This window comes from Pseudomonas sp. ITEM 17296 (genome assembly GCF_028895205.1).
In the GTDB taxonomy this organism is placed as follows: domain Bacteria; phylum Pseudomonadota; class Gammaproteobacteria; order Pseudomonadales; family Pseudomonadaceae; genus Aquipseudomonas; species Aquipseudomonas kermanshahensis.
This window is the reverse complement of record NZ_WJRS01000003.1, coordinates 54,346-77,518: the sequence shown is the minus strand read 5'-3', so window position 1 is coordinate 77,518 and position 23,173 is coordinate 54,346. Positions and strand designations below refer to the sequence as shown.

Genomic DNA, 23,173 nt, shown 5'->3' with positions numbered 1-23,173 from the left:
TATCAACCTGCACGCAGCCTTAGGCTCCGCCACAACGCCGCGGCCATCAACACGCTCACCACCGCCCACCCCCAGGCCTGCTGATTCTCCAGCCCTTCCAGAAACAACTGTGGCGCCACCCCCGCCCCCACGATAAACGCCAGCAATGCCACCTCGGCCCGCCGCGCCAGCACTGGCCGCACTAGGTAAACCACTGCCGGCAACGCCAGTGCAGCTGTAGGGAAACTGCGGTAACGCGGGTCGAACACCAGCGCCAGCATGCTCACTGCCGCCGCAAAGCCCGCTGCAAGCAACAGCCAGCCAGCGCGGGCCTCAAGCCAGGCAAAAACACGCTCACGCCAGCCCTCGCGGCGGGCCAAGGCCAGGGCGGCGTGGGCCAGCACCAGCAGGTTGAGCGCCGCCAGCAGCCCGGCCCACAGCCACTCCCCAGCAAAGCGTGCGTGGCTGCGCATCAGCTCGCCCCACAGCCCCAGGCAACCCGCGCCAAACGCGGCCAGCAGCGGCAACAGCAGGGCCGCCATGGGGGTAGCGGGCTGCCCAGCCACCAACAGCATGACCAGCATCAACACCGCGCTGGCCAGCAGCCACTGTGGCCAGTAGTGCAGGTTGCTGACGGGCCCTTCGAGCACGCCTTTGTCCTGCCGGTCGGCATCGTAAAGCCCCCAGTAGCCGCCCACGGCGCCTTCGCTGGCGCGCTTCCACGGCTGGTCGAAGGCCTCGATCAGGTTGTACCGCCAGCCATTGCTTTCGGCCATCGCCACAAAGCCACGGATAAAGCGCGCCTCGTTGGCCCGGCTGGGCACGGCGGTTTCCCGTTGGCGGCCTTCGCTGGGCCAGCCGGTCTCGCCGATCAGGATGTCCTTGGGCGCAAAGCGCGTCCCGAACTCACGGCGCACATCGGCGACATGGGCCAAGGCATCGTCGATGCCGCGCGGGTCATCCTCCCAGTAAGGCAGCAAATGGATGGTCAAAAAGTCCACCTCCGGGGCCACCTGAGGGTGCTGTAGCCAGAATTCCCAGACGTCGGCGTAGGTCACCGGCACCTTGACCTGGCGCTTGACCTTGGCGATCAGTTCGGCAAGGCGCGTGCCGGTGACTTCCTTGCGCAGCAGCGCCTCGTTGCCGACGATCACCGCGCTGACGACATCGGGGTTGGCGTTGGCGGCGGCGATCAGCAGGTCCACTTCCTTCTCGGTGTCCACCGGGTTGGCGTTGACCCAGGCACCGAGCATCACCTTCAAGCCATGTTTGCGCGCAAGCTGCGGTATCGCCTCAAGGCCGGTCATCGAATAGGTACGGATGCACTGAAAACGCTCGGCCAGCAAGGCCAGGTCGGCATCCATGCGCGCCGGGCGCAGGCGAAACGGCTGGTCGAACGGCGACTGGTCCTTGTCGAACGGGGTGTACGAGGCGCACTGCAGTTTGTGCGTGGGGCTGGCCGCATCGGGCAGGTGCACCGGCTTGCCGAGCCCGTACCAGAGCGTTGCCAGCCCGATCAGGGCAAGCAGGCAGGCTAGCAGGTACAACGGCAGGTGCAGGCGGGTGGGGCTGGGCATCGGGCGGTCCATCGTCAGGCGCAAAAGGGTAGATAGTAGCCCGGCGCCAAACCTTTGGCATGCAAGGATCGCGCAGACTGGCGTGAGCCCATGGCGCTAATGGCACAGTGCTGTCGCCTATGGTTGGTTACATGTCGTACAGGGAGCAGGTCACAAGTTGTTGCAGGAAGATGATGCAATCTCCGAGACCTGACGAGGGGATGCTTTGATGGCAACTTTGAACAAGATGCGACGTTTCCTGGGTGTGGGCACCGCCCTGGTAATGGCCATGAGCGCTGCACAGGCAATGGCCAAAGAAGTAAGCATTGGTTACGTGGATGGTTGGGCCGACAGCGTGGCGACCACCAACGTGGCCGCCGAAGTGATCAAGCAGAAGCTCGGCTACGACGTGAAGTTGCAAGCCGTGGCCACAGGCATCATGTGGCAGGGCGTGGCGACCGGCAAGCTCGATGCGATGTTGTCGGCCTGGTTACCCGTGACCCACGGTGAGTACTGGACCAAGAACAAAGACAACGTGGTCGACTACGGTGCCAACTTCAAGGATGCCAAAATCGGCCTGATCGTCCCTGAATACGTGAAGGCGTTGAGCATCGCCGACCTCAAGACCGACAGCAGCTTCAAGCAGAAGATCGTCGGCATCGACGCCGGCTCCGGGGTAATGCTCAAGACTGACCAGGCCATCAAAGACTACGACCTGACAGGTTACAAACTGCAGGCCAGTTCCGGCGCTGCGATGACCGCCGAACTGGGCCGTGCCTATGCCAAGCAGCAGTCGATTGCCGTGACCGGTTGGGTGCCGCACTGGATGTTCGCCAAGTGGAAGCTCAAGTTCCTCGAAGACCCGAAAGGCGTGTATGGCGCTGCCGAAACCGTCAACAGCATCGGCAGCAAGGAACTGGCGACCAAGGCGCCGGAAGTGGCGGAGTTCCTCAAGAAGTTCAGCTGGCAGTCCAAGGACGAGATCGGCGAAGTGATGCTGGCGATCCAGGAAGGCGCCAAGCCTGAAGCGGCGGCCAAGGACTGGGTGGCCAAACACCCGGACCGGGTCAAAGAGTGGACCGGTAAGTAACCGCTGATACTGGGCGTTTGCCGTTATTTGTTCATTGCCGGTGAGATCGAGCGCCGCCCGCGCGGCGCATCGCGAGCAACGCTCGCTCCTACGTTTGTTTTTGGCCAATACCGCCTGTGACAGGCGCGCGACCGCCTTGTTTGTTCGACGCGATATCGCGCCGTGCGCCAAGGCGGTCGCGCACATTTACCCCAGGAATAATTGGCCCGAAACAAACGTAGGAGCGAGCGTTGCTCGCGATGCGCCGCGCGGGCGGCGCTCGATTGACACCCCTCTGCAAAGTTCAAGGCAAGCACCTTATAGCCCTGACCCAATCAGTGATTTCTTACCAATTCTGTAAAACACTGTTGCATCTAAGACTAAGGTCGTCTGGTTGGCGTCCAACGGCAGCATAAAGTGAGGGTGTGGGTTTCATCCCCTATCTGTGCTGCTAGGACAAAAACAATGAACGACAGCATTTACCTCTCGATACAAAACAGCCCGCGCTTCAAGGAGCTGGTTACAAAACGCGAACGGTTCGCCTGGATTCTCTCGGCGATCATGCTCGGTCTCTACTGCGCCTTCATCCTCCTGATCGCCTACGGTCCTCATGTACTGGGCGCCAAGCTCAGCCCAGAGTCGTCGATTACCTGGGGCATCCCCCTGGGCGTCGGCCTGATCGTTTCGGCATTTGTCCTGACCGCCATCTACGTGCGCCGTGCCAACGGTGAGTTCGATGAGCTGAACAAGGCCATCCTGAAGGAGGCGCAACAATGATTCGCCACGCCAAAGCCCTGGCCGTTCTGGCCTGCGGCGTTTTCGCACCCGCCGTGTGGGCCGCCGATGCCCTGACCGGCGAGGTGCAGAAACAGCCGCTGAACGTGTCGGCGATCGCCATGTTCGTGGCCTTCGTCGCCTTCACCCTCGGGATTACCTACTGGGCCTCCAAACGCAACAAATCGGCGGCGGACTACTACGCAGCCGGCGGCAAGATCACGGGCTTCCAGAACGGCCTGGCAATTGCCGGTGACTACATGTCGGCGGCCTCGTTCCTGGGAATTTCCGCCCTGGTGTTCACCTCGGGTTACGACGGCCTGATCTACTCCATCGGCTTTTTGGTCGGCTGGCCGATCATCCTCTTCCTGATCGCCGAGCGCCTGCGCAACCTGGGCAAGTACACCTTCGCCGACGTGGCCTCGTACCGCCTCGGGCAGAAAGAAATCCGTACCCTGTCGGCCTCCGGTTCGCTGGTGGTGGTGGCGTTCTACCTGATCGCGCAGATGGTCGGCGCCGGTAAGTTGATCGAGCTGCTGTTTGGCCTCGACTACCACGTGGCGGTGATTCTGGTCGGTATCCTGATGTGCCTGTACGTACTGTTCGGCGGCATGTTGGCCACCACCTGGGTACAGATCATCAAGGCCGTGCTGCTGCTGTCCGGTGCCAGCTTCATGGCACTGATGGTGATGAAACACGTCAACTTCGACTTCAACACCCTGTTCTCCGAAGCTATCAAGGTGCACGCCAAAGGCGAGGCGATCATGAGCCCTGGCGGCCTGGTCAAGGACCCGATCTCGGCGTTCTCCCTGGGCCTGGCGCTGATGTTCGGTACCGCTGGCCTGCCGCACATCCTGATGCGCTTCTTCACCGTCAGTGACGCCAAGGAAGCGCGCAAGAGCGTGCTCTACGCCACCGGCTTCATCGGCTACTTCTACATCCTCACCTTCATCATCGGCTTTGGCGCGATCCTGCTGGTCAGCACCAACCCGGACTTCAAGGACGCCGCAGGCGCCTTGCTGGGCGGTAACAACATGGCCGCGGTGCACCTGGCCAATGCCGTGGGTGGCAGCGTGTTCCTGGGCTTCATCTCGGCGGTGGCCTTCGCCACCATCCTGGCGGTGGTTGCTGGCCTGACCCTGGCCGGTGCCTCGGCGGTGTCCCACGACCTGTACGCCAGCGTATGGCGCAAGGGCAAGGCCAACGACAAGGACGAGATCCGCGTGTCGAAGATCACCACCATCGCCCTCGGCGTGCTGGCGATCGGCCTGGGCATCCTGTTCGAGAAGCAGAACATCGCCTTCATGGTGGGCCTGGCGTTCTCGATTGCTGCCAGCTGCAACTTCCCGGTACTGCTGCTTTCGATGTACTGGAAGAAACTGACCACCCGCGGCGCCATGATCGGCGGCTGGCTGGGCCTGGTGAGTGCAGTGGGCCTGATGATCCTTGGCCCAACCATCTGGGTACAGATCCTCGGCCACGAGAAGGCGATCTACCCGTACGAGTACCCGGCGCTGTTCTCGATGCTGATTGCCTTCGTCGGTATCTGGTTCTTCTCGGTCACCGACAAGTCCAAGGCGGCTGAGAACGAACGTGCACTGTTCTTCCCGCAGTTTGTACGTTCGCAAACCGGCCTGGGCGCTTCCGGTGCGGTTTCGCACTGACCGCTGAGGCCTAAAAAAACCGCGATACGGGTGATGCCCGTATCGCGGTTTTTTCATGCTTGGCCGGCTAGATCATGCCTAGCAGCAACAGCACCAGCAGAATCACCAACACCACGCCGATAATGCCGGAAGGGCCATAGCCCCAGCTGCGCGAGTGTGGGAAGACGGGTAAGCCACCAATCAGCAGCAGGATCAGGATGATGATGAGGATCGTGGTCATGGCGGAGTCCTTGCGTGGTTAGGGGTCAAGGGCCTCGGACTGCTGGCCTCTTGTTAAATCGGACCGGTGCGCTTGGCTAAAGATTCCATTTGTTCGGTACTGACCGCTTGGTCATGCCCTTTCATTCACTACCCTGATGAACCCTCCCTCTCGGCAATGCCTTGATTAGACTCGCCTGACACCCCATCAGCACAAGGCCTGCCACCATGCAAAACCGCATCATGATCACCGGCGCCGGGTCCGGCCTCGGCCGCGAGATCGCCCTGCGCTGGGCACGCGAGGGCTGGCGCCTGGCGTTGGCCGATGTCAACGAGGCCGGCCTGCGCGAAACGCTGGAACTGGCCCGGGAAGCCGGTGGCGACGGGTTTATCCAGCGCTGTGACGTGCGCGACTACAGCCAGCTCACGGCGCTGGCCCAGGCCTGCGAAGAGCGTTTTGGCGGCATTGATGTAATCGTCAACAACGCCGGCGTCGCCTCGGGCGGCTTCTTCGCCGAGTTGTCGCTTGAGGACTGGGACTGGCAAATCGCGGTCAACCTCATGGGCGTGGTCAAGGGCTGCAAGGCCTTCCTCCCGCTGCTGGAGCGCAGCCAAGGGCGGATCATCAACATCGCCTCGATGGCCGCGCTGATGCAGGGCCCGGGCATGAGCAACTACAACGTCGCCAAGGCCGGTGTGCTGGCCCTGTCGGAAAGCCTGCTGGTGGAATTGCGCCAAGTGCAGGTGGCGGTGCACGTGGTGTGCCCTTCGTTCTTCCAGACCAACCTGCTGGATTCGTTCCGTGGCCCCAACCCGGCCATGAAGGCACAGGTGGGCAAGCTGCTGGAGGGCTCGCCGATCAGCGCGGTCGATATCGCCGAGTACATCCACCGGCAAGTGGCTGCCGGCGAGTTTCTGATCTTGCCCCACGAGGCCGGGCGCCTGGCGTGGCAGCTCAAGCGCGAGGCACCTGAGCGGCTGTATGACGAGATGGCCGACATGGCGGTGAAAATGCGTGCCAAGGCGCCTGTGCGATGATCTGTCTGTAGGGCAAATTACCCATGGATGTAGGTTGCTTCTGAATTGCCCTGGAACTATTGAGTAGCCTTAAGTACCCGAGGCACGCTCCGGTTTTCCCTTACGCTGGAGGATCGGATCATGCTGGTAATAGGGCGCGAAGTAGGCGAAGTCATCACCATTGGCGATGACATCCGCATCATGGTGGTCGAGACGCGGGACGGGATGGTGCGTTTTGGGGTGAGTGCGCCCCGCGAGGTGCCGGTGCACCGCGCCGAGGTGTACAAGCGCATCAAGGAGGGGGAGGTGCGCAAGGGGCGTGGCGCGTGAGGGCGTCAGTCGAGCAGCTCGCGTGGCACATCATGTTTGGCCAGGAGCTGGCATTGCTGGCTTTCCGGGTCGAACAGGATGAACGCCTGGCCCTTGGCCAATGCCTGGCGCACCCGCAACACGCGGGTTTCGAGGGGGGTGTCGTCGCCGTTGTCGGTGCCGTCGCGGGTGACGAAGTCCTCGATCAGCAGGGTCAGGGTGTCGGCTTGCAGTTGGTCGTAGGGGATTAGCATGGCGGGCGATTCTGGGGGTTGAGTGTGGGCATGCTACGCGAAACGTTCGCGCATTTGGGGCCGCTGTGCGGCCCATCGCGACGCAAGGCCGCTCCCACAAGGACCGTGTAGGAGCGCCCTTGCGTCGCGATGGGCTGCGCAGCAGCCCCAAACTATCAGCCTTTATTCCCAACCAGGCTATCCACCGCCGGCACCCGCGTATCGCTCTCCATCTGCGCATCGTGCTCCAGCTGATGGCTGAAGCGCTCGAGCGAGGCATTGGCCGGCTGCGAATCACTGGCAAACACCGGTGGGCTCAACAAATACGCTGACAGCAACCGGCTCAGCGCCGCCAGGCTGTCGATATGCGTGCGCTCGTAACCGTGCGTGGCATCGCAGCCAAACGCCACCAGCGCGGTCCGGATGTCATGCCCCGCCGTCACCGCCGAGTGGGCATCGCTGAAGTAGTAACGGAACAGGTCGCGCCTGACCGGCAAATCGTGGTCGCCGGCCAGCTTCAGCAGGTGACGCGACAGGTGGTAATCGTAAGGCCCCGAAGAGTCCTGCATGGCCACGCTCACCGCATGCTCGCTGGAGGCCTGGCCTGGCGCTACCGGGGCAATGTCGATGCCGACGAATTCGCTGACGTCCCAGGGCAGGGCACCTGCCGCGCCGGAGCCGGTTTCTTCGGTGATGGTGAACAGCGGGTGGCAGTCGATCAGCGGCTGTCGGCCACTTTCCACCACTGCCTTGAGCGCCGCCAGCAATGCGGCTACACCCGCTTTGTCGTCCAGGTGGCGGCCGCTGATGTGGCCGCTTTCAGTGAACTCTGGCAACGGGTCGAAGGCGACGAAATCGCCGATCGAGACCCCCAAGGCTTCGCAATCGGCGCGGGTCGCGCAGTAGGCATCCAGGCGCACTTCGACGTGGTCCCAACTGATAGGCATCTGGTCGATGGCGGTGTTGAACGCATGCCCGCTGGCCATCAGCGGCAACACGCTGCCGCGGAACACGCCGGTGTCGGTGAACACACTGACCCGGCTGCCCTCGGCAAAGCGGCTCGACCAGCAGCCCACCGGCGCCAGCGCCAGGCGGCCGTTGTCCTGCAACTGACGCACGCTGGCGCCGATGGTGTCCAGGTGCGCGGAAACGGCGCGGTCGGGTGAGCTTTGCCGGCCTTTGAGGGTGGCGCGGATGGTGCCACGGCGGGTCAGCTCGAAGGGGATGCCCAACTCATCCAGGCGTTCGGCCACGTAGCGCACGATGGTGTCGGTGAAGCCGGTGGGGCTGGGGATGGCGAGCATCTCCAGCAGGACGCGTTTGAGGTAGTCGAGATCGGGTTCGGGGTGGTGTTCGGACATGGGTACTCCTTACTGGCCTCTTCGCGGGGCAAGCCCGCTCCCACACGTAAACCTGAAACCTGTGGGGGCGGGCTTGCCCCGCGAAAGGGCCATCATTGATTTACGCCAATCCCCGGCTATGCGGGAACAACAAGTCGATAAACCGCTCAGCCGTCGGCTGCGGTTCATGATTGGCCAGGCCGGCACGTTCGTTGGCCTCGATGATCACGTACTCCGCCTGCTCGGCATCACGCACCATGAAGTCCAACCCCACCACCGGAATTTCCAGCGCCCGTGCCGCGCGCACCGCCGCATCGGCCAGCACGGGGTGCAGGCGCTCGGTCACGTCCTCAAGGGTGCCACCGGTGTGCAGGTTGGCAGTACGCCGCACCGCCAGGCGTTGGCCGGCAGGTAGCACGTCGTCATAGCCCAGCCCCGCCGCGCGCAGGGTGCGCTCGGTTTCATCGTCAAGCGGGATGCGGCTTTCACCGCCGGTCGCGGCCTGGCGCCTGCGGCTCTGGGCTTCGATCAGCGCGCGGATGTCGTGCTTGCCATCACCCACTACCTGGGCTGGGTGGCGTATGGCAGCTGCCACCACTTCAAAGCCGATCACCACGATGCGCAGGTCAAGGCCGGCATGGAAGCTCTCCAGTAGCACACGGCTGTCGAACTGCTTGGCGTGGGCCACTGCGTGGGTGAGCTCTTCAAGGGTGGTGAGGTTCACCGCTACCCCTTGGCCTTGTTCGCCATCCACCGGCTTGACCACCACTGCGCCATGCTCGTCGAGAAACGCCAGGTTGTCGTCGGCGTTGCCCGCCAGTTGCTGCGCTGGTACACGCAGCCCGGCGTTGCTCAGTGCTCGCTGGGTCAGGCACTTGTCTTGGCACAGGGTCATGGTCACGGCGCTGGTCAGGTCGCTTAGCGACTCACGGCAGCGAATGCGACGCCCGCCCAGGCTCAAGGTGAACAGCCCGCCTGCGGCGTCTTCGACCTGCACTTCGATACCACGGCGCAGCGCCTCGTCGACAATGATCCGTGCATAAGGGTTAAGCCCTGCTTCAGGGCCGGGGCCGAGGAACAGACGTTCGTTGATGCCGTTCTTGCGCTTGACGGCGAAGGTCGGCAGGTTGCGAAACCCGAGTTTCTCGTACAGGCGCTTGGCCTGGCGGTTGTCATGCAGCACCGACAGGTCCAGGTAGGCCAGGCCGCGGCTCATGAAGTGCTCGATCAGGTGGCGCACCAGCACTTCACCCACGCCAGGGCGGGTGCAGTGCGGGTCCACGGCCAGGCACCACAGGCTGCTGCCGTGCTCGGGGTCATCGAACGCCTTGGCATGGTTAAGGCCCATGACGCTACCGATCACCGCGCCGCTGTCTTCATCCTCGGCCAGCCAGTAAACCGGGCCGCCGAGGTGACGTGGCGTGAGCCGGTCAGGGTCGACCGGCAACATGCCGCGCGCTTGGTAAAGGGTATTGATCGCCTGCCAGTCCCCCAGGTTTTGCGCCCGCCGCACGCGAAAACCGCGAAACACCCGCTGCGCCGGGCGGTAGTCGGTAAACCACAGGCGCAGGGTGTCGGAGGGGTCGAGAAACAACTGCTGCGGCGCCTGCGCCAGTACCTGCTGCGGCGCGGCCACGTACAGGGCAATGTCGCGCTCGCCAGGGCGCTCGTCCAGCAGCTCCTCGGCGAGTGAGACGGGGTCTGGGTAAGTATGGCCGATCAGCAGCCGGCCCCAACCGCAGTGCACGGCACGTGGCTGGTCGTGGGGCTCGCTGCCATCGCCGGCCAGGCGCGCCTGCAAACGCTCGTAGGACGGTGCCTGGCCGCGCAGCAGGCGCTGGCCGTAGGCGATTTCGTGGGCTTTCATCGGTCAGATTCCTTGTTCGCTCAGCCACAGGTTGAGCGCCGCCAGCTGCCACAGCTTGGAGCCTCGCAGCGGCGTCAACTGGCCGTGCGGGTTGCTCAGCAAGCGGTCGAGCATGGCCGGGTTGAACAGCCCTCGGTCTTGGCTGGGGTCGGTCAGCAGTTCGCGCACCCAACCCAGCGTTGCGCCTTCCAGGTGCTTCAGGCCTGGGACCGGGAAGTAGCCCTTCTTGCGGTCGATCACCTCATGCGGGATGACCCGTCGGGCGGCCTGCTTGAGCACCTGTTTGCCGCCATCGGGCAGCTTGAAGCGTGCTGGGATGCGTGCCGACAGTTCCACCAGGCGGTAATCGAGGAACGGCGTACGCGCTTCCAGGCCCCAGGCCATGGTCATGTTGTCGACCCGCTTGACCGGGTCGTCGACCAGCATCACTGTGCTGTCCAGGCGCAGGGCCTTGTCGACCGGGTCGCTGGCGCCAGGGCGGGCGAAGTGCTCGCGGACAAAGTCGCCGGCGGCATCGCTTTCCAGCAGCCAAGGGGCTTGCACGGTGTCACGGTACTCGGCGTGGCTGCGGTCGAAGAACGCGTCGCGGTAGGCGCCAAAGGCATCCTCGGCGCCATCCACCTGTGGGTACCAGTGGTAGCCAGCGAACAGTTCGTCAGCGCCTTGGCCGCTTTGCACGCCTTTGCAGTGCTTGGCCACTTCCCGCGACAGCAGGTAGAAGGCAATGCAGTCATGGCTGACCATCGGTTCGCTCATGGCGCGGAAGGCGGCCGGCAGCTGGTCGATGATTTCATGTTCGGCGATGCGCAGCTGGTGGTGGCGGGTGCCGTAGTGGCGGGCGATCAGGTCGGAGTACTCGAACTCGTTGCCGCGTTCGCCGCCGGCATCTTCGAAGCCGATGGAGAAGGTCGACAGGTCGTCCACACCGGCTTCACGCAGCAGGCCGACCAGCAAGCTGGAATCGACCCCGCCAGACAACAGCACGCCAACGTCCACCGCAGCACGCTGGCGGATCGCCACGGCATCACGGGTGGCGTCGAGCACGCGGGTGGTCCAGCCTTCGAGGTCCAGTTCACGCTCGTCGGGGTGGGCGCCGTACTGCAACTGCCACCAGGTCTGGCGTTCGATTTCGCCGTGGCGGTCGACGCGCATCCAGGTGCCGGGCTCAAGTTTTTGCACGTTGGCCAGCAGCGTGCGCGGCGCGGGCACCACGGCGTGGAAGTTCAGGTAGTGGTTGAGCGCTACCGGGTCGATCATCGGGTCGATGTCGCCGCCCTTGAGCAGGGCAGGCAGGGTCGAGGCAAAGCGCAGGCGCTCGCCGTTGCGCGACAGGTACAGCGGTTTGACGCCAAGGCGGTCGCGGGCCAGGAACAGGCGCTGGTTGTCGCGCTCCCAGATGGCCAGGGCGAACATGCCATTGAGCTTGGGCAGCAAGGCCGCGCCCCAGGCGTGGTAGCCCTTGAGCAGCACTTCGGTGTCGCCATCGGACCAGAACGTGTAGCCCAGGTCTTGCAGCTCCTGGCGCAGTTCGGGGAAGTTGTAGATGGCGCCGTTGAAGGCCAGCGACAGGCCGAGGGTGTTGTCGACCATCGGCTGAGCCGAACCGTCGGACAAGTCCATGATTTTCAGCCGGCGGTGGCCGAGGGCGATCGGGCCCTGGCTATGGAAGCCCCAAGCGTCCGGGCCGCGAGGCGCCAGATGGTGGGTGATGCGCTCCACCGCGGCCAGGTCGGCCGGGCGAGGGGCTTGGTCGAGGGGGGTGAAACGTAACTCTCCTGCTAATCCGCACATAAGTCCTTACCGGTTTTTCCGTTGGGGAGGCGGTGCCCAGAATCAGGGCGCCGTAAGGAACTGACCGGTGAGGTTTGCAGGAGTTTTAGAACGATCTGTTATATGGGGGAGGGTGCTGGGTGTTTGGTTTGGCATTTGTTGCGCCGGTGAGATCGAGCGCCGCACGCGCGGCGCTTCGCAGCACAAGGCTGCTCCTACAGGTGTATGGCGCGATATCGAGCCGGACAAACAAGGCGGTCGCGCGCCGCCTTCACAGGCGTGACTGGCCCGAAAAAGAGGTAGGAGCAGCCTTGTGCTGCGAAGCGTCGCGCAAGCGGCGCTCGATCTCACCGGCGCAACCTATCCCCAGCCATGCACCCCAGCCCTATCACTTACCCCGAACCAACCTGCGCAAGGCAAACCGGTTCGGATGGCACGCCTCAGCCACTGCCCGTGGCACCGGCAGCGGCTCCCCGCACACCCAGGCCGCAATCAATTCGCCCGACAGCGGGGCCGTGATCAACCCCCGCGACCCATGCCCGCTGTTCACATACAGCCCATCGAGCCAAGGGCACTCCACCTCCGGCACCTGGCGCGCGTCCTTGCCCAGTACGGCGAAGGCTCCGGCAAACGCCTGCGGGTCGGCCATGGGCCCGACGATTGGCAGGTAATCCGGGCTGGTGCAGCGAAACGCCGCCCGGCCCTGCAACTGCTCAGGGTCGAGTGCAGCGGTGTCCAGGCGCTGGGCCAGGTCCACAGAAATATCGTCCAGCAGCGCCAGGTTGCCCTTGTGCTCGGCAACGGTCGGCGCCAGGTCGTCACTGTGGAAGTCGAAGCTGGCGCCCAGGGTGTGTTCGCCCTCGCGCGGCGGCGCCACATAGCCGTCCGCACACACCACCGTACGCAGGGCGCGGCTGCTGTCGGTGGCCGGCAGGCGGGTGATCTGCCCGCGGATGCGCTTGAGCGGCAGCTGTGCGCAGGGTGCGAAATGCCGCACATCTGCAGCACCGGCCAACACCACCAGCGGCGCGCAGGCCAGCAAGCGTTCGCCGTCCCAGGCCTGCCACAGGTGATCGACCTTGCGCAGTTCGATCACCTCATGGTGCACCCGAAGCTGGATCCTGGGGTGTTGCAACTGCGCCTGGCACAAGGCCGGCGGGTGTACCCAGCCGCCTTCCGGATAGAACAGGCCACCTGCAGGCAATGCCACCCCGGCGATGGCTTCGGCCTGGTCACGGTCAAGTGCGTGCAGCAGGTCGTGGTCGAACGCCTCGGCCAGTTTGCCCTGGCGTTCGGCCTCCTTGCTGTCGAACGCCAACTGCAGCACCCCGCAAGCATCCCAGTCGCGGCCGCGCTGCAAGTGCGCTAGCTGGCGCCGGGTGTAGCCGAAGCCGGCCAGGATCATCTGTGAAAGGGCCGTACCATGGGCAGACAGCTTGAGGTAAAGCACCCCTTGTGGGTTGCCGGAGGCTTCCTGAGCAGGCGCCGCATGGCGCTCCAGTACCGTGACCTGCCAGCCACGCCTGGCCAGGCTCGCGGCACTGGCACTGCCCGCCAGCCCGGCACCGATCACCAGCGCCTCGCGTGGCCCCGCAGCACGGCGCGGGCGGCCATACCAGGGCAGCTGTTTACGCAGGGCGGTCGGCCCGGTGTAGGCACCGCTCATCACCTCCCACTTTTTGCCAATGCCCGGCACCTTCTTCATGGCGAAGCCGGCCTCGACCAGGCTGCGCCGCACCCAGCCGGTGGTGGTGAACGTGCCCAGTACGGTGCCTGGGTGTGACAGCTGCGCCAGTTGCGCGAACAGCTCTGGGGTCCACATGTCGGGGTTCTTGGCCGGGGCGAAGCCGTCGAGGAACCACACGTCGATGCGTGCATCAAGCTGCGGCAACTGCTCGAGCACATCGCCGATCAGCAGGGTCAGGGTCACCCGGCCGTTGGCGAAGGTGAACTGCTGAAACCCTGGGTGCACAGCCACGTACTGCTCAAGCAGTGGCTCGGTATAGGCCGCCAGCTCTGGCCACAGGCGCACTGCCCGGGCCATGTCGTCGTGGCCGAGCGGGTATTTTTCGACACTGACGAAATGCAGACGGGCGTCGGCGTGGGCGTGCTGGTCGAATAACTGCCAGGCGCAGAAAAAATTCATGCCGGTGCCGAAACCGGTTTCGCCGATCACCAGGCAGGTGTGCGGCGTTAGGTCGGCGAAACGCTCGGCCAGGCGGGTCTGGCCGAGGAAGACGTGTTTGGTTTCTTCGATGCCTTCGTTGACGGCGAAGTACACGTCGTCGTACTGCCGCGAATGGGGGCGGCCCTGGTCGTCCCAGTCGATCTGGGCATGTTGGAGGAGGGTGGACATGGTGGGCTCGGTTGCAGCGGATGCGGGATTTTATGCCATCTGCGGTTTTTACGCTGGTTGCACGAACACAGCCCCAGCACAAATCCGCTAGTCTTGGTTATCCAATGAAGGAGCCACTGCATGTTCGAATCCGCTGAAATCGGTCACAGCATCGACAAGGAGACCTACGACGCCGAAGTGCCCGCCCTGCGCGAGGCGCTGCTCGAAGCCCAGTACGAGCTCAAGCAGCAGGCGCGCTTCCCGGTGATCGTGCTGATCAATGGCATCGAAGGCGCCGGCAAGGGCGAGACGGTCAAGCTGCTCAATGAGTGGATGGACCCGCGCATGATCGATGTGCTCACCTTCGACCAGCAGACCGACGAAGAACTCGCCCGGCCACCGGCCTGGCGCTATTGGCGGGCCTTGCCGCCGAAAGGGCGGATGGGCGTGTTTTTTGGCAACTGGTACAGCCAGATGCTGCAGGGCCGTGTGCATGGGGTGTTCAAGGACGCCGTGCTCGACCAGGCCATCACCGGTGCCGAACGCCTGGAGCAGATGCTGTGCGACGAAGGCGCGCTGATCATCAAGTTCTGGTTCCACCTGTCCAAGAAACAGATGAAAGCCCGCCTAAAGGCGCTCAAGGACGACCCGCTGCACAGTTGGCGCATCAGCCCGCTGGACTGGCAGCAGTCCGAGACCTACGACCGTTTCGTGCGCTTTGGCGAGCGGGTGCTGCGCCGCACCAGCCGTGACTACGCGCCCTGGCACGTGGTCGAGGGGGTCGACCCTTACTACCGCAGCCTGGCGGTGGGGCGCATTCTGCTGGACGGCCTGCAAGCCGCCCTCGCCAACAACCCCAAGGGCAAGCACCAGGGCAACGTCGCGCCGTTGGGTCGCAGCATTGACCAGCGCAGCTTGATCGGTGCCCTGGACATGACCCTGCGCCTGGACAAGCAGGATTACCAGGAACAACTGGTTACCGAGCAGGCACGCCTGGCCGGCCTGCTGCGCCACAAGCACATGCGCCGGCATGCCCTGGTGGCGGTGTTCGAAGGCAATGACGCGGCCGGCAAGGGCGGCGCGATCCGCCGCGTGGCGGCGGCGCTGGACCCACGCCAGTACCGCATCGTGCCGATTGCCGCGCCCAGCGAAGACGAACGCGCGCAACCGTACCTGTGGCGTTTCTGGCGGCATATTCCGGCGCGGGGCAAGTTCACTATCTTCGACCGCTCCTGGTATGGGCGGGTGCTGGTGGAGCGGGTCGAGGGGTTCTGCAGCCCGGCCGACTGGATGCGTGCCTACAGCGAGATCAACGATTTTGAAGAGCAGTTGGTGAATGCCGGTGTGGTGGTGGTCAAGTTCTGGTTGGCGATCGACCAGCAGACCCAGCTGGAGCGTTTCGAAGAGCGTGAGCAGATCCCCTTCAAACGCTACAAAATCACCGAGGACGACTGGCGCAACCGCGAAAAGTGGGACCTGTATACCGAGGCCGTGGGCGACATGGTCGACCGCACCAGCAGCGAGATCGCGCCCTGGACACTGGTCGAGGCCAATGACAAGCGCTGGGCCCGGGTGAAGGTATTGCGCACCATCAACGAGGCGCTGGAAGCAGCGTTTGCCAAGGACAAAAAATAGCCACCTGTGCCCGTTGGTCATTGGGGCTGCTGTGCAGCCCATCGCCGGCAAGCCGGCTCCCACAGGTGGGGCGTGAATCTCAGCAGGCGGTGTATCTGTGGGAGCCGGCTTGCCGGCGATGGGGCGCGCAGCGGCCCTTTCGGACTGCCCGTCCAGCCATGCCGCGGTGGAATGACCTGATGAATTCTTTTCCCGGCACTTAGCCCCGCGCCAGCCGCCAAGCCCGTAGAATCCAAGCACCCCCACCACGGGCTTGATCGAGGGCTTTATGCACACCACTTCCGGACGCTGGGTCTATGGCCTGCTGTTGGCACTTCTGACCGCGCTGCTGTGGGGCATCCTGCCGATCAAGCTCAAGCAGGTGTTGCAGGTGATGGACCCGATCACCGTCACCTGGTACCGCCTGTTGGTGTCTGGCGGGCTGTTATTCGCCTGGCTGGGGGCCAAGCGCCAGTTGCCCTCGTTCGGCAAGCTCGGGCCCAAGGGCAAGGGGTTGGTCGCCGTGGCCGTGCTTGGCCTGATGGGCAACTACGTGCTCTACCTGATCGGCCTCAAGCTGCTTAGCCCTGGTACCGCGCAACTGGTGGTGCAGGTAGGCCCGGTGCTGTTGCTGGTGGCCAGTGTGTTCGTGTTCAAGGAGCGCTTCAGCCTGGGGCAGGGGCTGGGCCTGGTGGTGCTGATCGGCGGTTTCGGGCTGTTCTTCAACCAGCGCTTGGAAGAGTTGCTGACCTCACTCGGCACCTACACCACTGGCGTGCTGACCATTTTGCTGGCGACCAGCATCTGGGTGTTCTACGCCTTGAGCCAGAAGCAGTTGCTGACGGCATGGCATTCGCAGCAGGTGATGATGGTGATCTACCTAAGCTGCGCCGCGCTGCTCACGCCTTGGGTGCACCCATTGGAAGCGTTGCAACTGACGCCGCTGCAAGGCTGGCTGCTGTTGGCCTGCTGCCTGAATACCCTGGTGGCGTATGGCGCCTTTGCCGAGGCACTGGCGCACTGGGAGGCCTCAAGGGTGAGCGCGACGCTGGCGTTGACGCCGTTGGTGACCTTTGTGGCGGTGGCGCTGGCGGCCTGGGTGTGGCCCGACTATGTGCATGCCGAGGACATCAATGCCCTGGGGTATCTGGGGGCGGTGACGGTGGTGCTGGGGTCGGCGCTGGTGGCGCTGGGGCCTTCGTTGGTTGCCGGTTGGCGCGCCAGAAAGGCGCGGTTGGCGCAGGTCCATCAATAGCATGCGCTAATCACCGTCCTTGTAGGAGCAGCCTTGCGCTGGTGTAGGAGCAGCCTTGTGCTGCGAAGAGGCCGGTGCAAACACAGCGATTTTTCGCTACTTTCACCGGCCTCTTCGCAGCACAAGGCTGCTCCTACAGGGGAGGGGGGATCGGGTCAGCCTTTACCGCCCGGCGCCAGCATGTTCTCCGGCCTGACCCACTGATCGAACTGTTCATTGGTCAGGTACTTCAACGCCAACGCCGCCTCGCGCAAGGTCGTGCCCTCGGCATACGCCTTCTTGGCAATCTCCGCCGCCTTGTCATAGCCAATATGCGGGTTCAATGCCGTCACCAGCATCAACCCTTGCTCCAGGTGCGCCGCCATCTGCTCGGCATCCGGCTCGATCCCGGCCACGCAGTGCTGCTGGAAGTTGCGGCAGCCATCAGCCAGCAGTTCGACCGACTGCAGCAAGTTGTGGATGATCACCGGTTTGAACACGTTCAACTGCAAGTGGCCTTGGCTGGCGGCAAAACCGATCGCCGCGTCGTTGCCCAGCACCTGGCAGGCCAGCATGGACAGTGCCTCGCACTGGGTCGGGTTGACCTTGCCGGGCATGATCGAACTGCCCGGCTCGTTGGCCGGCAGGCGCACTTCCGCCAGCCCCGTGCGGGGGCCGGAGCCAAGCAGGCGCAGGTCGTTGGCAATTTTCATCAAGGCCACGGCCAGGGTCTTCAGCGCCCCCGCCAGGCTGGTCAACGGTTCATGGCCGGCAAGGGCGGCGAACTTGTTGGGCGCGGTGACGAATGGCAAGCCGGAAAGGGCCGCCAGCTCCGCCGCGATGGCTTCGGCAAAGCCATGTGGCGCGTTCAGGCCGGTGCCGACGGCGGTGCCGCCCTGGGCCAGCTCGCAAACTGGGGGCAGGGTAGCGCGAATGGCGCGCTGGGCGTAATCGAGCTGGGCGACGAAGGCCGAGACCTCCTGGCCGAAGGTGATCGGCGTGGCGTCCATCATGTGCGTACGGCCGGTCTTGACCAGTTTGAGGTGGCGCGCCGACAGTTCGGCCAGCCCCGAGGACAACTCGGCGATCGCCGGCAGCAGTTTTTCATGCACCGCCTGGGCAGCGGCAATGTGCATGGCGGTGGGGAAGCAGTCGTTGGAACTCTGCGAGCGATTGACGTGGTCGTTGGGGTGCACGGGCGTCTTGCCGCCACGGCCCTTGCCGGCCAGTTCGTTGGCGCGCCCGGCGATGACTTCGTTGACGTTCATGTTGCTCTGGGTGCCGCTGCCGGTTTGCCAGACCACCAGCGGGAACTGATCGTCATGCTGGCCGTCGAGCACTTCGTCGGCGGCCTGCTCGATCAGCCGGGCGATATCGGCCGGCAGGTCGCCGTTGCGGTTGTTGACCCGTGCCGCGGCTTTCTTGATCAGCGCCAGGGCGTGCAGCACCGCGAGCGGCATGCGTTCCTTGCCTATGGCGAAGTTGATCAGCGACCGCTGGGTCTGCGCACCCCAGTAGGCACCCTCAGGAACTTCGACCGGGCCCAGGCTGTCTGTCTCGATACGGCTCATTCTGCGCTCACTCCTTTGTGGTTCGAAATCGCAGTTTAGGCCCTGATTCGACAGAGCGGTTCCATCGCTCGTCGTGCCCACTTGAGCACATCGCCACCACAGCGCAGAATGCTCTACTCTGAGGTACCCGCCTCCCTCTCTTGAAGGAAATGCAATGACCCGTCTCCGTGTCCTTTGTGCCGCCGTCGCCCTGGCCTGTGCCAGCGGCCAGGTACTCGCTGCCACCGCCAGTCACAACGCTGCCGCCGAGAAGTTCCTGACCCTGGCCAACGCCGACAAGCTGGGCACCCCGGTCTATATGCAGGTCCAACAAATGTTCGCCCAGCGCTTCGCCCAAACCAAGGCGCCTGCGTCCAAGCAGCCAGTGCTGCAAAGCTACCAGGCCAAGGCCAACGCCGCCCTGGACAGCGCCATCGGCTGGAACAAGCTGAAGCCGAAAATGGTCGACCTGTACACCGCCACCTTCACCGAGGCCGAGCTCAAGGACCTGGTCAAGTTCTACGAGTCGCCGCTGGGCAAGAAAGTCCTGCGCGAGATGCCCAAGGTTACCCAGCAGTCGGCCCAGCTGACCCAGCAGAGCCTGGAGCCTGCGGTACCGGTGGTCAACAAGCTGCTCGAAGACATGACCAAAGAGCTTGACCCGAACGCTGGCAAGGCCGCCGCCCCCGCCAAGAAGTGAGTAACGCGTGATGAGCATGCAGCACCGCATCGAGCAACAACTGGCCGCGCTGGCGCCGCAACACCTGGAAGTGCTCAATGAAAGTCACATGCACAGTCGTGGTCAGGAGACCCACTACAAGGCAGTGATCGTCAGCGAGCAGTTTGCCGGGCTGAACAGCGTCAAGCGTCACCAGAAGGTCTACGCCACCATGGGCGAGCTGATGGGCCAGATCCACGCCCTCGCGATCCACACCTACACCGCTGAAGAGTGGGCCAAGGTCGGGGCCGCACCGGCCTCGCCGGTGTGTGCGGGCGGCGGGCACTGAATCCTTTTTGCCGTTCTGGTAGAATCTGCAACATCCGGGGGGCCGCTTTGCGGCCCTTTCGCGACACAAGGCCGCTCCTACAGGGGTTATGCGTTCCCTCTGTAGGAGCGGCCTTGTGTCGCGAAAGGGGCGCACAGCGCCCCCCTGCTTTTTTAACAACCCGGTCCGCCCCTTACGAGGGCAACCACCTGGAGATTCACGTTCATGTCACAACCGATCGTCGTCGCGGCGCTGTACAAATTCGTCACCCTGCAAGACTACGTCGAGCTGCGCGAGCCGCTGCTCAAGGCCATGCTCGACAATGACGTCAAAGGCACCCTGCTGCTGGCCAACGAAGGCATCAACGGCACCGTGTCGGCCACCCGCGAAGGCATCGACGGCCTGCTGGCCTGGCTGCGCAACGACCCGCGCCTGGTGGATGTCGACCACAAGGAATCCTACTGCGACGAACAGCCGTTCTACCGCACCAAGGTCAAGCTGAAGAAAGAGATCGTCACCCTCGGTGTGCCGGGCGTGGACCCCAACCAGCAGGTGGGCACCTACGTCGAGCCCAAGGACTGGAACGCCCTGATCAGCGACCCTGAAGTGCTGCTGATCGATACCCGCAACGACTACGAAGTGGCCATCGGCACGTTCAAGGGCGCCGTCGACCCCAAGACGGAGACCTTCCGCGAGTTCCCCGAGTACATCAAGGCCAACTTCGACCCGAGCAAGCACAAGAAAGTGGCGATGTTCTGCACCGGCGGTATCCGTTGCGAAAAAGCCTCCAGCTACATGCTCGGTGAAGGCTTCGAGGCGGTCTATCATCTTAAAGGTGGCGTCCTGAAGTACTTCGAAGAAGTGCCTCAGGAAGAAAGCCTGTGGGACGGCGACTGCTTCGTCTTCGACAACCGCGTCACGGTGCGCCATGACCTGAGCGAAGGCGAGTACGACCAGTGCCATGCCTGCCGCCACCCGATCAACGCAGAGGAGCGTGCGTCCGAGCACTATTCGCCAGGTGTCAGCTGCCCGCACTGCTGGGACAGCCTGAGCGAAAAAACTCGCCGCAGCGCCATCGACCGGCAGAAGCAGATCGAGCTGGCCAAGGCCCGCAACCTGCCGCACCCGATCGGTTACAACTACAAAGCCGAGGCCTGATGCATGTCTGCACGCCTGCTGTATGTGATGGACCCTATGTGCTCCTGGTGCTGGGGTTTTGCGCCGGTGGCCGCGGCCCTGATCGCCCAGGCGCGTGAAGCCGGCGTGCCAACCCACCTGGTGCCAGGCGGCCTGCGCACCGGCGGCAGCGCCTTGGATGCGTCGACCCGCAAGTACATCCTCGAGCATTGGCAGGCGGTGGCCGACGCCACCGGCCAGCCGTTTCGTTTCGAGGGCGCCATGCCTGACGGTTTCGTCTACGACACCGAGCCTGCCTGCCGCGCCCTGGTCACCGCCCGTGAGCTGGACGCCGAGCGCGTCTGGCCACTGCTGGCGTTGATCCAGCGCGCGTTCTACGAGGCCGGCGTCGACGTTACCACTGCGCCGCACTTGGTTGAGCTGGCCGAACAGGCGGGCTTCGACCGTGCGTTGTTTGCCGAGGCCTTTGCCCGCGCCGATACGCGTGTAGCAACCGCAGCCGATATTGCGTGGGCGCAAGACCTGGGCATCGCCGGTTTCCCCACCCTGCTGGCCGAGCGTAACGGCCAGCTGGCGCTGCTGACCAACGGCTACCAGCCGCTGGAGCGCCTGCAACCCTTGCTCGGCCGCTGGCTGCAGCAGGCTGCCTGTGCTTGATGTGCCCGGGTCGCCCGACCCTGTGCCAGGGAAACCCCACAGTGCGGCCGATCGACTGAGCTGGGCGGAAATCCGCCGCCTGGCACTGCACCACAAGAAAAACCTTTGGTCTGCCAACCTGATTGCCGTGCTCGCGGCGTGCTGCAGCGTGCCGATCCCCTTGCTGCTGCCGCTGCTGGTGGATGAAGTGCTGCTGGGCCACGGCGACGCCGCGCTGAAGTGGATGAACCAGCTGCTGCCGGCCAACTGGCAGGTCGCGGCCGGCTATATCGGCCTGATGCTGGCGCTGACGTTGTGCCTGCGCCTGGCCGCCCTGGCCTTCAACGTGGTGCAGGCCAAGCTGTTTGCCGGGCTGGCCAAGGACATCGTCTACCGCCTGCGTATTCGGCTGATCGAACGGCTCAAGCGGATTTCCCTCAAGGAATACGAAAGCCTGGGCAGCGGCACGGTGACCACTCACCTGGTCACCGACCTGGACACCCTCGACAAATTCGTCGGCGAGACCCTCAGCCGCTTCCTGGTCGCCATGCTGACCCTGACCGGCACGGCGGCCATCCTGATCTGGATGCACTGGCAACTGGCGTTGCTGATTTTGCTGTTCAACCCGCTGGTGATCTACTTCACCGTGCAGTTGGGCAAGCGCGTCAAGCACCTGAAAAAGCTCGAAAACGACAGCACCGCGCGCTTTACCCAGGCGCTGTCGGAAACCCTCGACGCCATCCAGGAGATCCGCGCCGGCAACCGCCAGGGCTATTTCCTGGGGCGCCTGGGCGTGCGCGCCCGGGAGGTGCGTGACTACGCCGTGGACTCGCAATGGAAGAGCGATGCCAGCGGCCGCGCCAGTGGTTTGTTGTTCCAGTTCGGCATCGACATCTTCCGCGCCGCGGCGATGCTCACTGTGCTGTTTTCCGACCTGTCGATCGGCCAGATGCTGGCGGTGTTCAGCTACCTGTGGTTCATGATCGGCCCGGTGGAGCAACTGCTCAACCTGCAGTACGCCTACTACGCTGCCGGTGGCGCCCTGAGCCGGCTCAACGAGCTGCTGGCGCGTGCCGACGAGCCGCAGTACCCCGCGGCCAGTGACCCGTTCGTGGGCCGCGAAACAGTGGGCATCGAGGTGCGCGACCTGCGCTTCGCCTATGCCGACGAGCCGGTGCTCGAGCACCTCGACCTGTCCATCGCCCCAGGCGAGAAGGTGGCCATCGTGGGCGCCAGCGGTGGCGGCAAGAGCACCTTGGTGCAGCTGCTGCTTGGCCTGTACAGCGCCCAGGCGGGGACCATCCGATTTGGCGGTGCCAGCCTGCAGGAAATCGGCCTGGAAACCCTTCGTGAAAACGTCGCGGTGGTGCTGCAGCACCCTTCGTTGTTCAACGACAGCGTGCGCGCCAACTTGACCATGGGCCGCGAGTGCAGCGACGAAGCCTGCTGGCAGGCGCTGCGCATTGCCCAGCTGGACGCCACCATCGCCGCCTTGCCGCAAGGGCTGGACAGCGTGGTCGGGCGTTCCGGTGTGCGCCTGTCCGGGGGGCAGCGGCAACGGCTGGCGATTGCCCGGATGGTCTTGGCCGAACCCAAGGTGGTGATTCTCGATGAAGCCACGTCGGCGCTGGATGCTGCCACCGAGTACAACCTGCACCAGGCCCTGGCGCGCTTCCTCAGCGGCCGCACCACGCTGATCATCGCCCACCGCCTGTCGGCCGTGAAACAGGCCGACCGGGTGTTGGTGTTCGATGGCGGGCATGTGGCCGAAGATGGCGACCATCAGCAGTTGATTGCCGAGGGTGGTTTGTACGCCAAGCTGTACGGGCATCTGCAGCAGACCTGAGCCTCTTGTTACGGGCGGTGCGAATCGCCCCATTCCTTGTCATAAAAAACCCCTCCACG

Annotated in this window: 20 protein-coding genes; 12 read left to right on the top strand and 8 right to left on the bottom strand. The window is 64.1% G+C overall.

The annotated features are described in order from the left end of the window. Positions 1-2: 2 nt before the first annotated feature. Positions 3-1,568: a glycoside hydrolase family 17 protein gene (locus GIB19_RS04755; protein WP_274883969.1), complete on the bottom strand. Its 1,566-nt coding sequence runs from the start codon at positions 1,566-1,568 to the stop codon at positions 3-5. Between the two features lie 196 nt (positions 1,569-1,764). Between GIB19_RS04755 and GIB19_RS04750 the strand changes: the two genes are divergently transcribed. The 3 genes from GIB19_RS04750 (at position 1,765) to GIB19_RS04740 (ending at position 5,042) form a co-directional block, all read left to right on the top strand. Then, on the top strand, positions 1,765-2,625 hold the full coding sequence (locus GIB19_RS04750; RefSeq protein WP_274883968.1) for a glycine betaine ABC transporter substrate-binding protein: 861 nt from the start codon (positions 1,765-1,767) through the stop codon (positions 2,623-2,625). 444 nt (positions 2,626-3,069) lie between these two features. Next, positions 3,070-3,381, top strand: a complete 312-nt coding sequence (locus GIB19_RS04745; protein ID WP_027595925.1) for a DUF485 domain-containing protein — start codon at positions 3,070-3,072, stop codon at positions 3,379-3,381. Then, positions 3,378-5,042: a cation acetate symporter gene (locus GIB19_RS04740; protein ID WP_027595926.1), complete on the top strand. Its 1,665-nt coding sequence runs from the start codon at positions 3,378-3,380 to the stop codon at positions 5,040-5,042. The genes GIB19_RS04745 and GIB19_RS04740 overlap by 4 nt, the downstream gene beginning before the upstream one ends. Before the next feature lie 67 nt (positions 5,043-5,109). Here the strand turns inward: GIB19_RS04740 and GIB19_RS04735 are convergent, their stop codons facing one another. Beyond that, complete coding sequence (locus GIB19_RS04735; protein WP_003252624.1) at positions 5,110-5,262, bottom strand: DUF3309 family protein; 153 nt, start codon at positions 5,260-5,262, stop codon at positions 5,110-5,112. Between the two features lie 206 nt (positions 5,263-5,468). Here GIB19_RS04735 and GIB19_RS04730 point away from each other — a divergent pair, with 206 nt between their 5' ends. Together GIB19_RS04730 and csrA are read left to right on the top strand one after the other, a co-directional pair. Next, entirely contained in the window at positions 5,469-6,278 is an 810-nt protein-coding gene (locus GIB19_RS04730) for an SDR family oxidoreductase (RefSeq protein WP_274883956.1), read from the top strand. A 120-nt stretch (positions 6,279-6,398) separates the two neighbouring features. Then, a complete protein-coding gene (gene csrA / locus GIB19_RS04725) occupies positions 6,399-6,587 on the top strand; it encodes a carbon storage regulator CsrA (protein WP_027595928.1) in 189 nt (62 codons plus the stop codon). A 5-nt stretch (positions 6,588-6,592) separates the two neighbouring features. Here csrA and GIB19_RS04720 read toward each other — a convergent pair whose 3' ends face one another. From GIB19_RS04720 to mnmC, 5 genes are all read right to left on the bottom strand, one after another. Further along, positions 6,593-6,820, bottom strand: a complete 228-nt coding sequence (locus GIB19_RS04720) for a YheU family protein (RefSeq protein WP_027595929.1) — start codon at positions 6,818-6,820, stop codon at positions 6,593-6,595. Between the two features lie 155 nt (positions 6,821-6,975). After that, positions 6,976-8,160 carry an osmoprotectant NAGGN system M42 family peptidase gene (locus tag GIB19_RS04715; RefSeq protein WP_027595930.1) on the bottom strand — a complete coding sequence of 395 codons (1,185 nt, stop codon included), beginning with the start codon at positions 8,158-8,160 and terminating at the stop codon, positions 6,976-6,978. Between the two features lie 100 nt (positions 8,161-8,260). Then, positions 8,261-10,006 carry an N-acetylglutaminylglutamine synthetase gene (ngg, locus tag GIB19_RS04710; protein WP_085272793.1) on the bottom strand — a complete coding sequence of 582 codons (1,746 nt, stop codon included), beginning with the start codon at positions 10,004-10,006 and terminating at the stop codon, positions 8,261-8,263. Positions 10,007-10,009: 3 nt separating this feature from the next. Next, positions 10,010-11,797, bottom strand: a complete 1,788-nt coding sequence (locus GIB19_RS04705; RefSeq protein ID WP_099453212.1) for an N-acetylglutaminylglutamine amidotransferase — start codon at positions 11,795-11,797, stop codon at positions 10,010-10,012. A 367-nt stretch (positions 11,798-12,164) separates the two neighbouring features. Next, positions 12,165-14,132 (bottom strand): bifunctional tRNA (5-methylaminomethyl-2-thiouridine)(34)-methyltransferase MnmD/FAD-dependent 5-carboxymethylaminomethyl-2-thiouridine(34) oxidoreductase MnmC, encoded by a 1,968-nt coding sequence (gene mnmC, locus GIB19_RS04700; RefSeq protein ID WP_274883945.1) that lies wholly within the window; start codon positions 14,130-14,132, stop codon positions 12,165-12,167. Positions 14,133-14,252: 120 nt separating this feature from the next. Between mnmC and pap the strand changes: the two genes are divergently transcribed. Both pap and GIB19_RS04690 read left to right on the top strand, forming a co-directional pair. Further along, positions 14,253-15,746: a polyphosphate:AMP phosphotransferase gene (gene pap / locus GIB19_RS04695; RefSeq protein ID WP_027595934.1), complete on the top strand. Its 1,494-nt coding sequence runs from the start codon at positions 14,253-14,255 to the stop codon at positions 15,744-15,746. A 268-nt stretch (positions 15,747-16,014) separates the two neighbouring features. Continuing rightward, positions 16,015-16,980 (top strand): DMT family transporter, encoded by a 966-nt coding sequence (locus GIB19_RS04690; protein WP_099428549.1) that lies wholly within the window; start codon positions 16,015-16,017, stop codon positions 16,978-16,980. A gap of 155 nt (positions 16,981-17,135) precedes the next feature. Here the strand turns inward: GIB19_RS04690 and GIB19_RS04685 are convergent, their stop codons facing one another. After that, positions 17,136-18,530 carry a class II fumarate hydratase gene (locus GIB19_RS04685; protein WP_027595936.1) on the bottom strand — a complete coding sequence of 465 codons (1,395 nt, stop codon included), beginning with the start codon at positions 18,528-18,530 and terminating at the stop codon, positions 17,136-17,138. Between the two features lie 154 nt (positions 18,531-18,684). Here GIB19_RS04685 and GIB19_RS04680 point away from each other — a divergent pair, with 154 nt between their 5' ends. The 5 genes from GIB19_RS04680 (at position 18,685) to GIB19_RS04660 (ending at position 23,114) form a co-directional block, all read left to right on the top strand. Next, on the top strand, positions 18,685-19,209 hold the full coding sequence (locus tag GIB19_RS04680; RefSeq protein ID WP_027595937.1) for a DUF2059 domain-containing protein: 525 nt from the start codon (positions 18,685-18,687) through the stop codon (positions 19,207-19,209). A 10-nt stretch (positions 19,210-19,219) separates the two neighbouring features. Beyond that, entirely contained in the window at positions 19,220-19,516 is a 297-nt protein-coding gene (locus tag GIB19_RS04675) for a BolA family protein (protein ID WP_027595938.1), read from the top strand. 204 nt (positions 19,517-19,720) lie between these two features. After that, complete coding sequence (trhO, locus tag GIB19_RS04670; RefSeq protein ID WP_238215166.1) at positions 19,721-20,653, top strand: oxygen-dependent tRNA uridine(34) hydroxylase TrhO; 933 nt, start codon at positions 19,721-19,723, stop codon at positions 20,651-20,653. Between the two features lie 3 nt (positions 20,654-20,656). Continuing rightward, complete coding sequence (locus GIB19_RS04665) at positions 20,657-21,289, top strand: DsbA family protein (protein WP_274883933.1); 633 nt, start codon at positions 20,657-20,659, stop codon at positions 21,287-21,289. Beyond that, entirely contained in the window at positions 21,282-23,114 is a 1,833-nt protein-coding gene (locus tag GIB19_RS04660) for an ABC transporter ATP-binding protein (RefSeq protein ID WP_085272799.1), read from the top strand. The genes GIB19_RS04665 and GIB19_RS04660 overlap by 8 nt, the downstream gene beginning before the upstream one ends. Positions 23,115-23,173 lie beyond the last annotated feature (59 nt).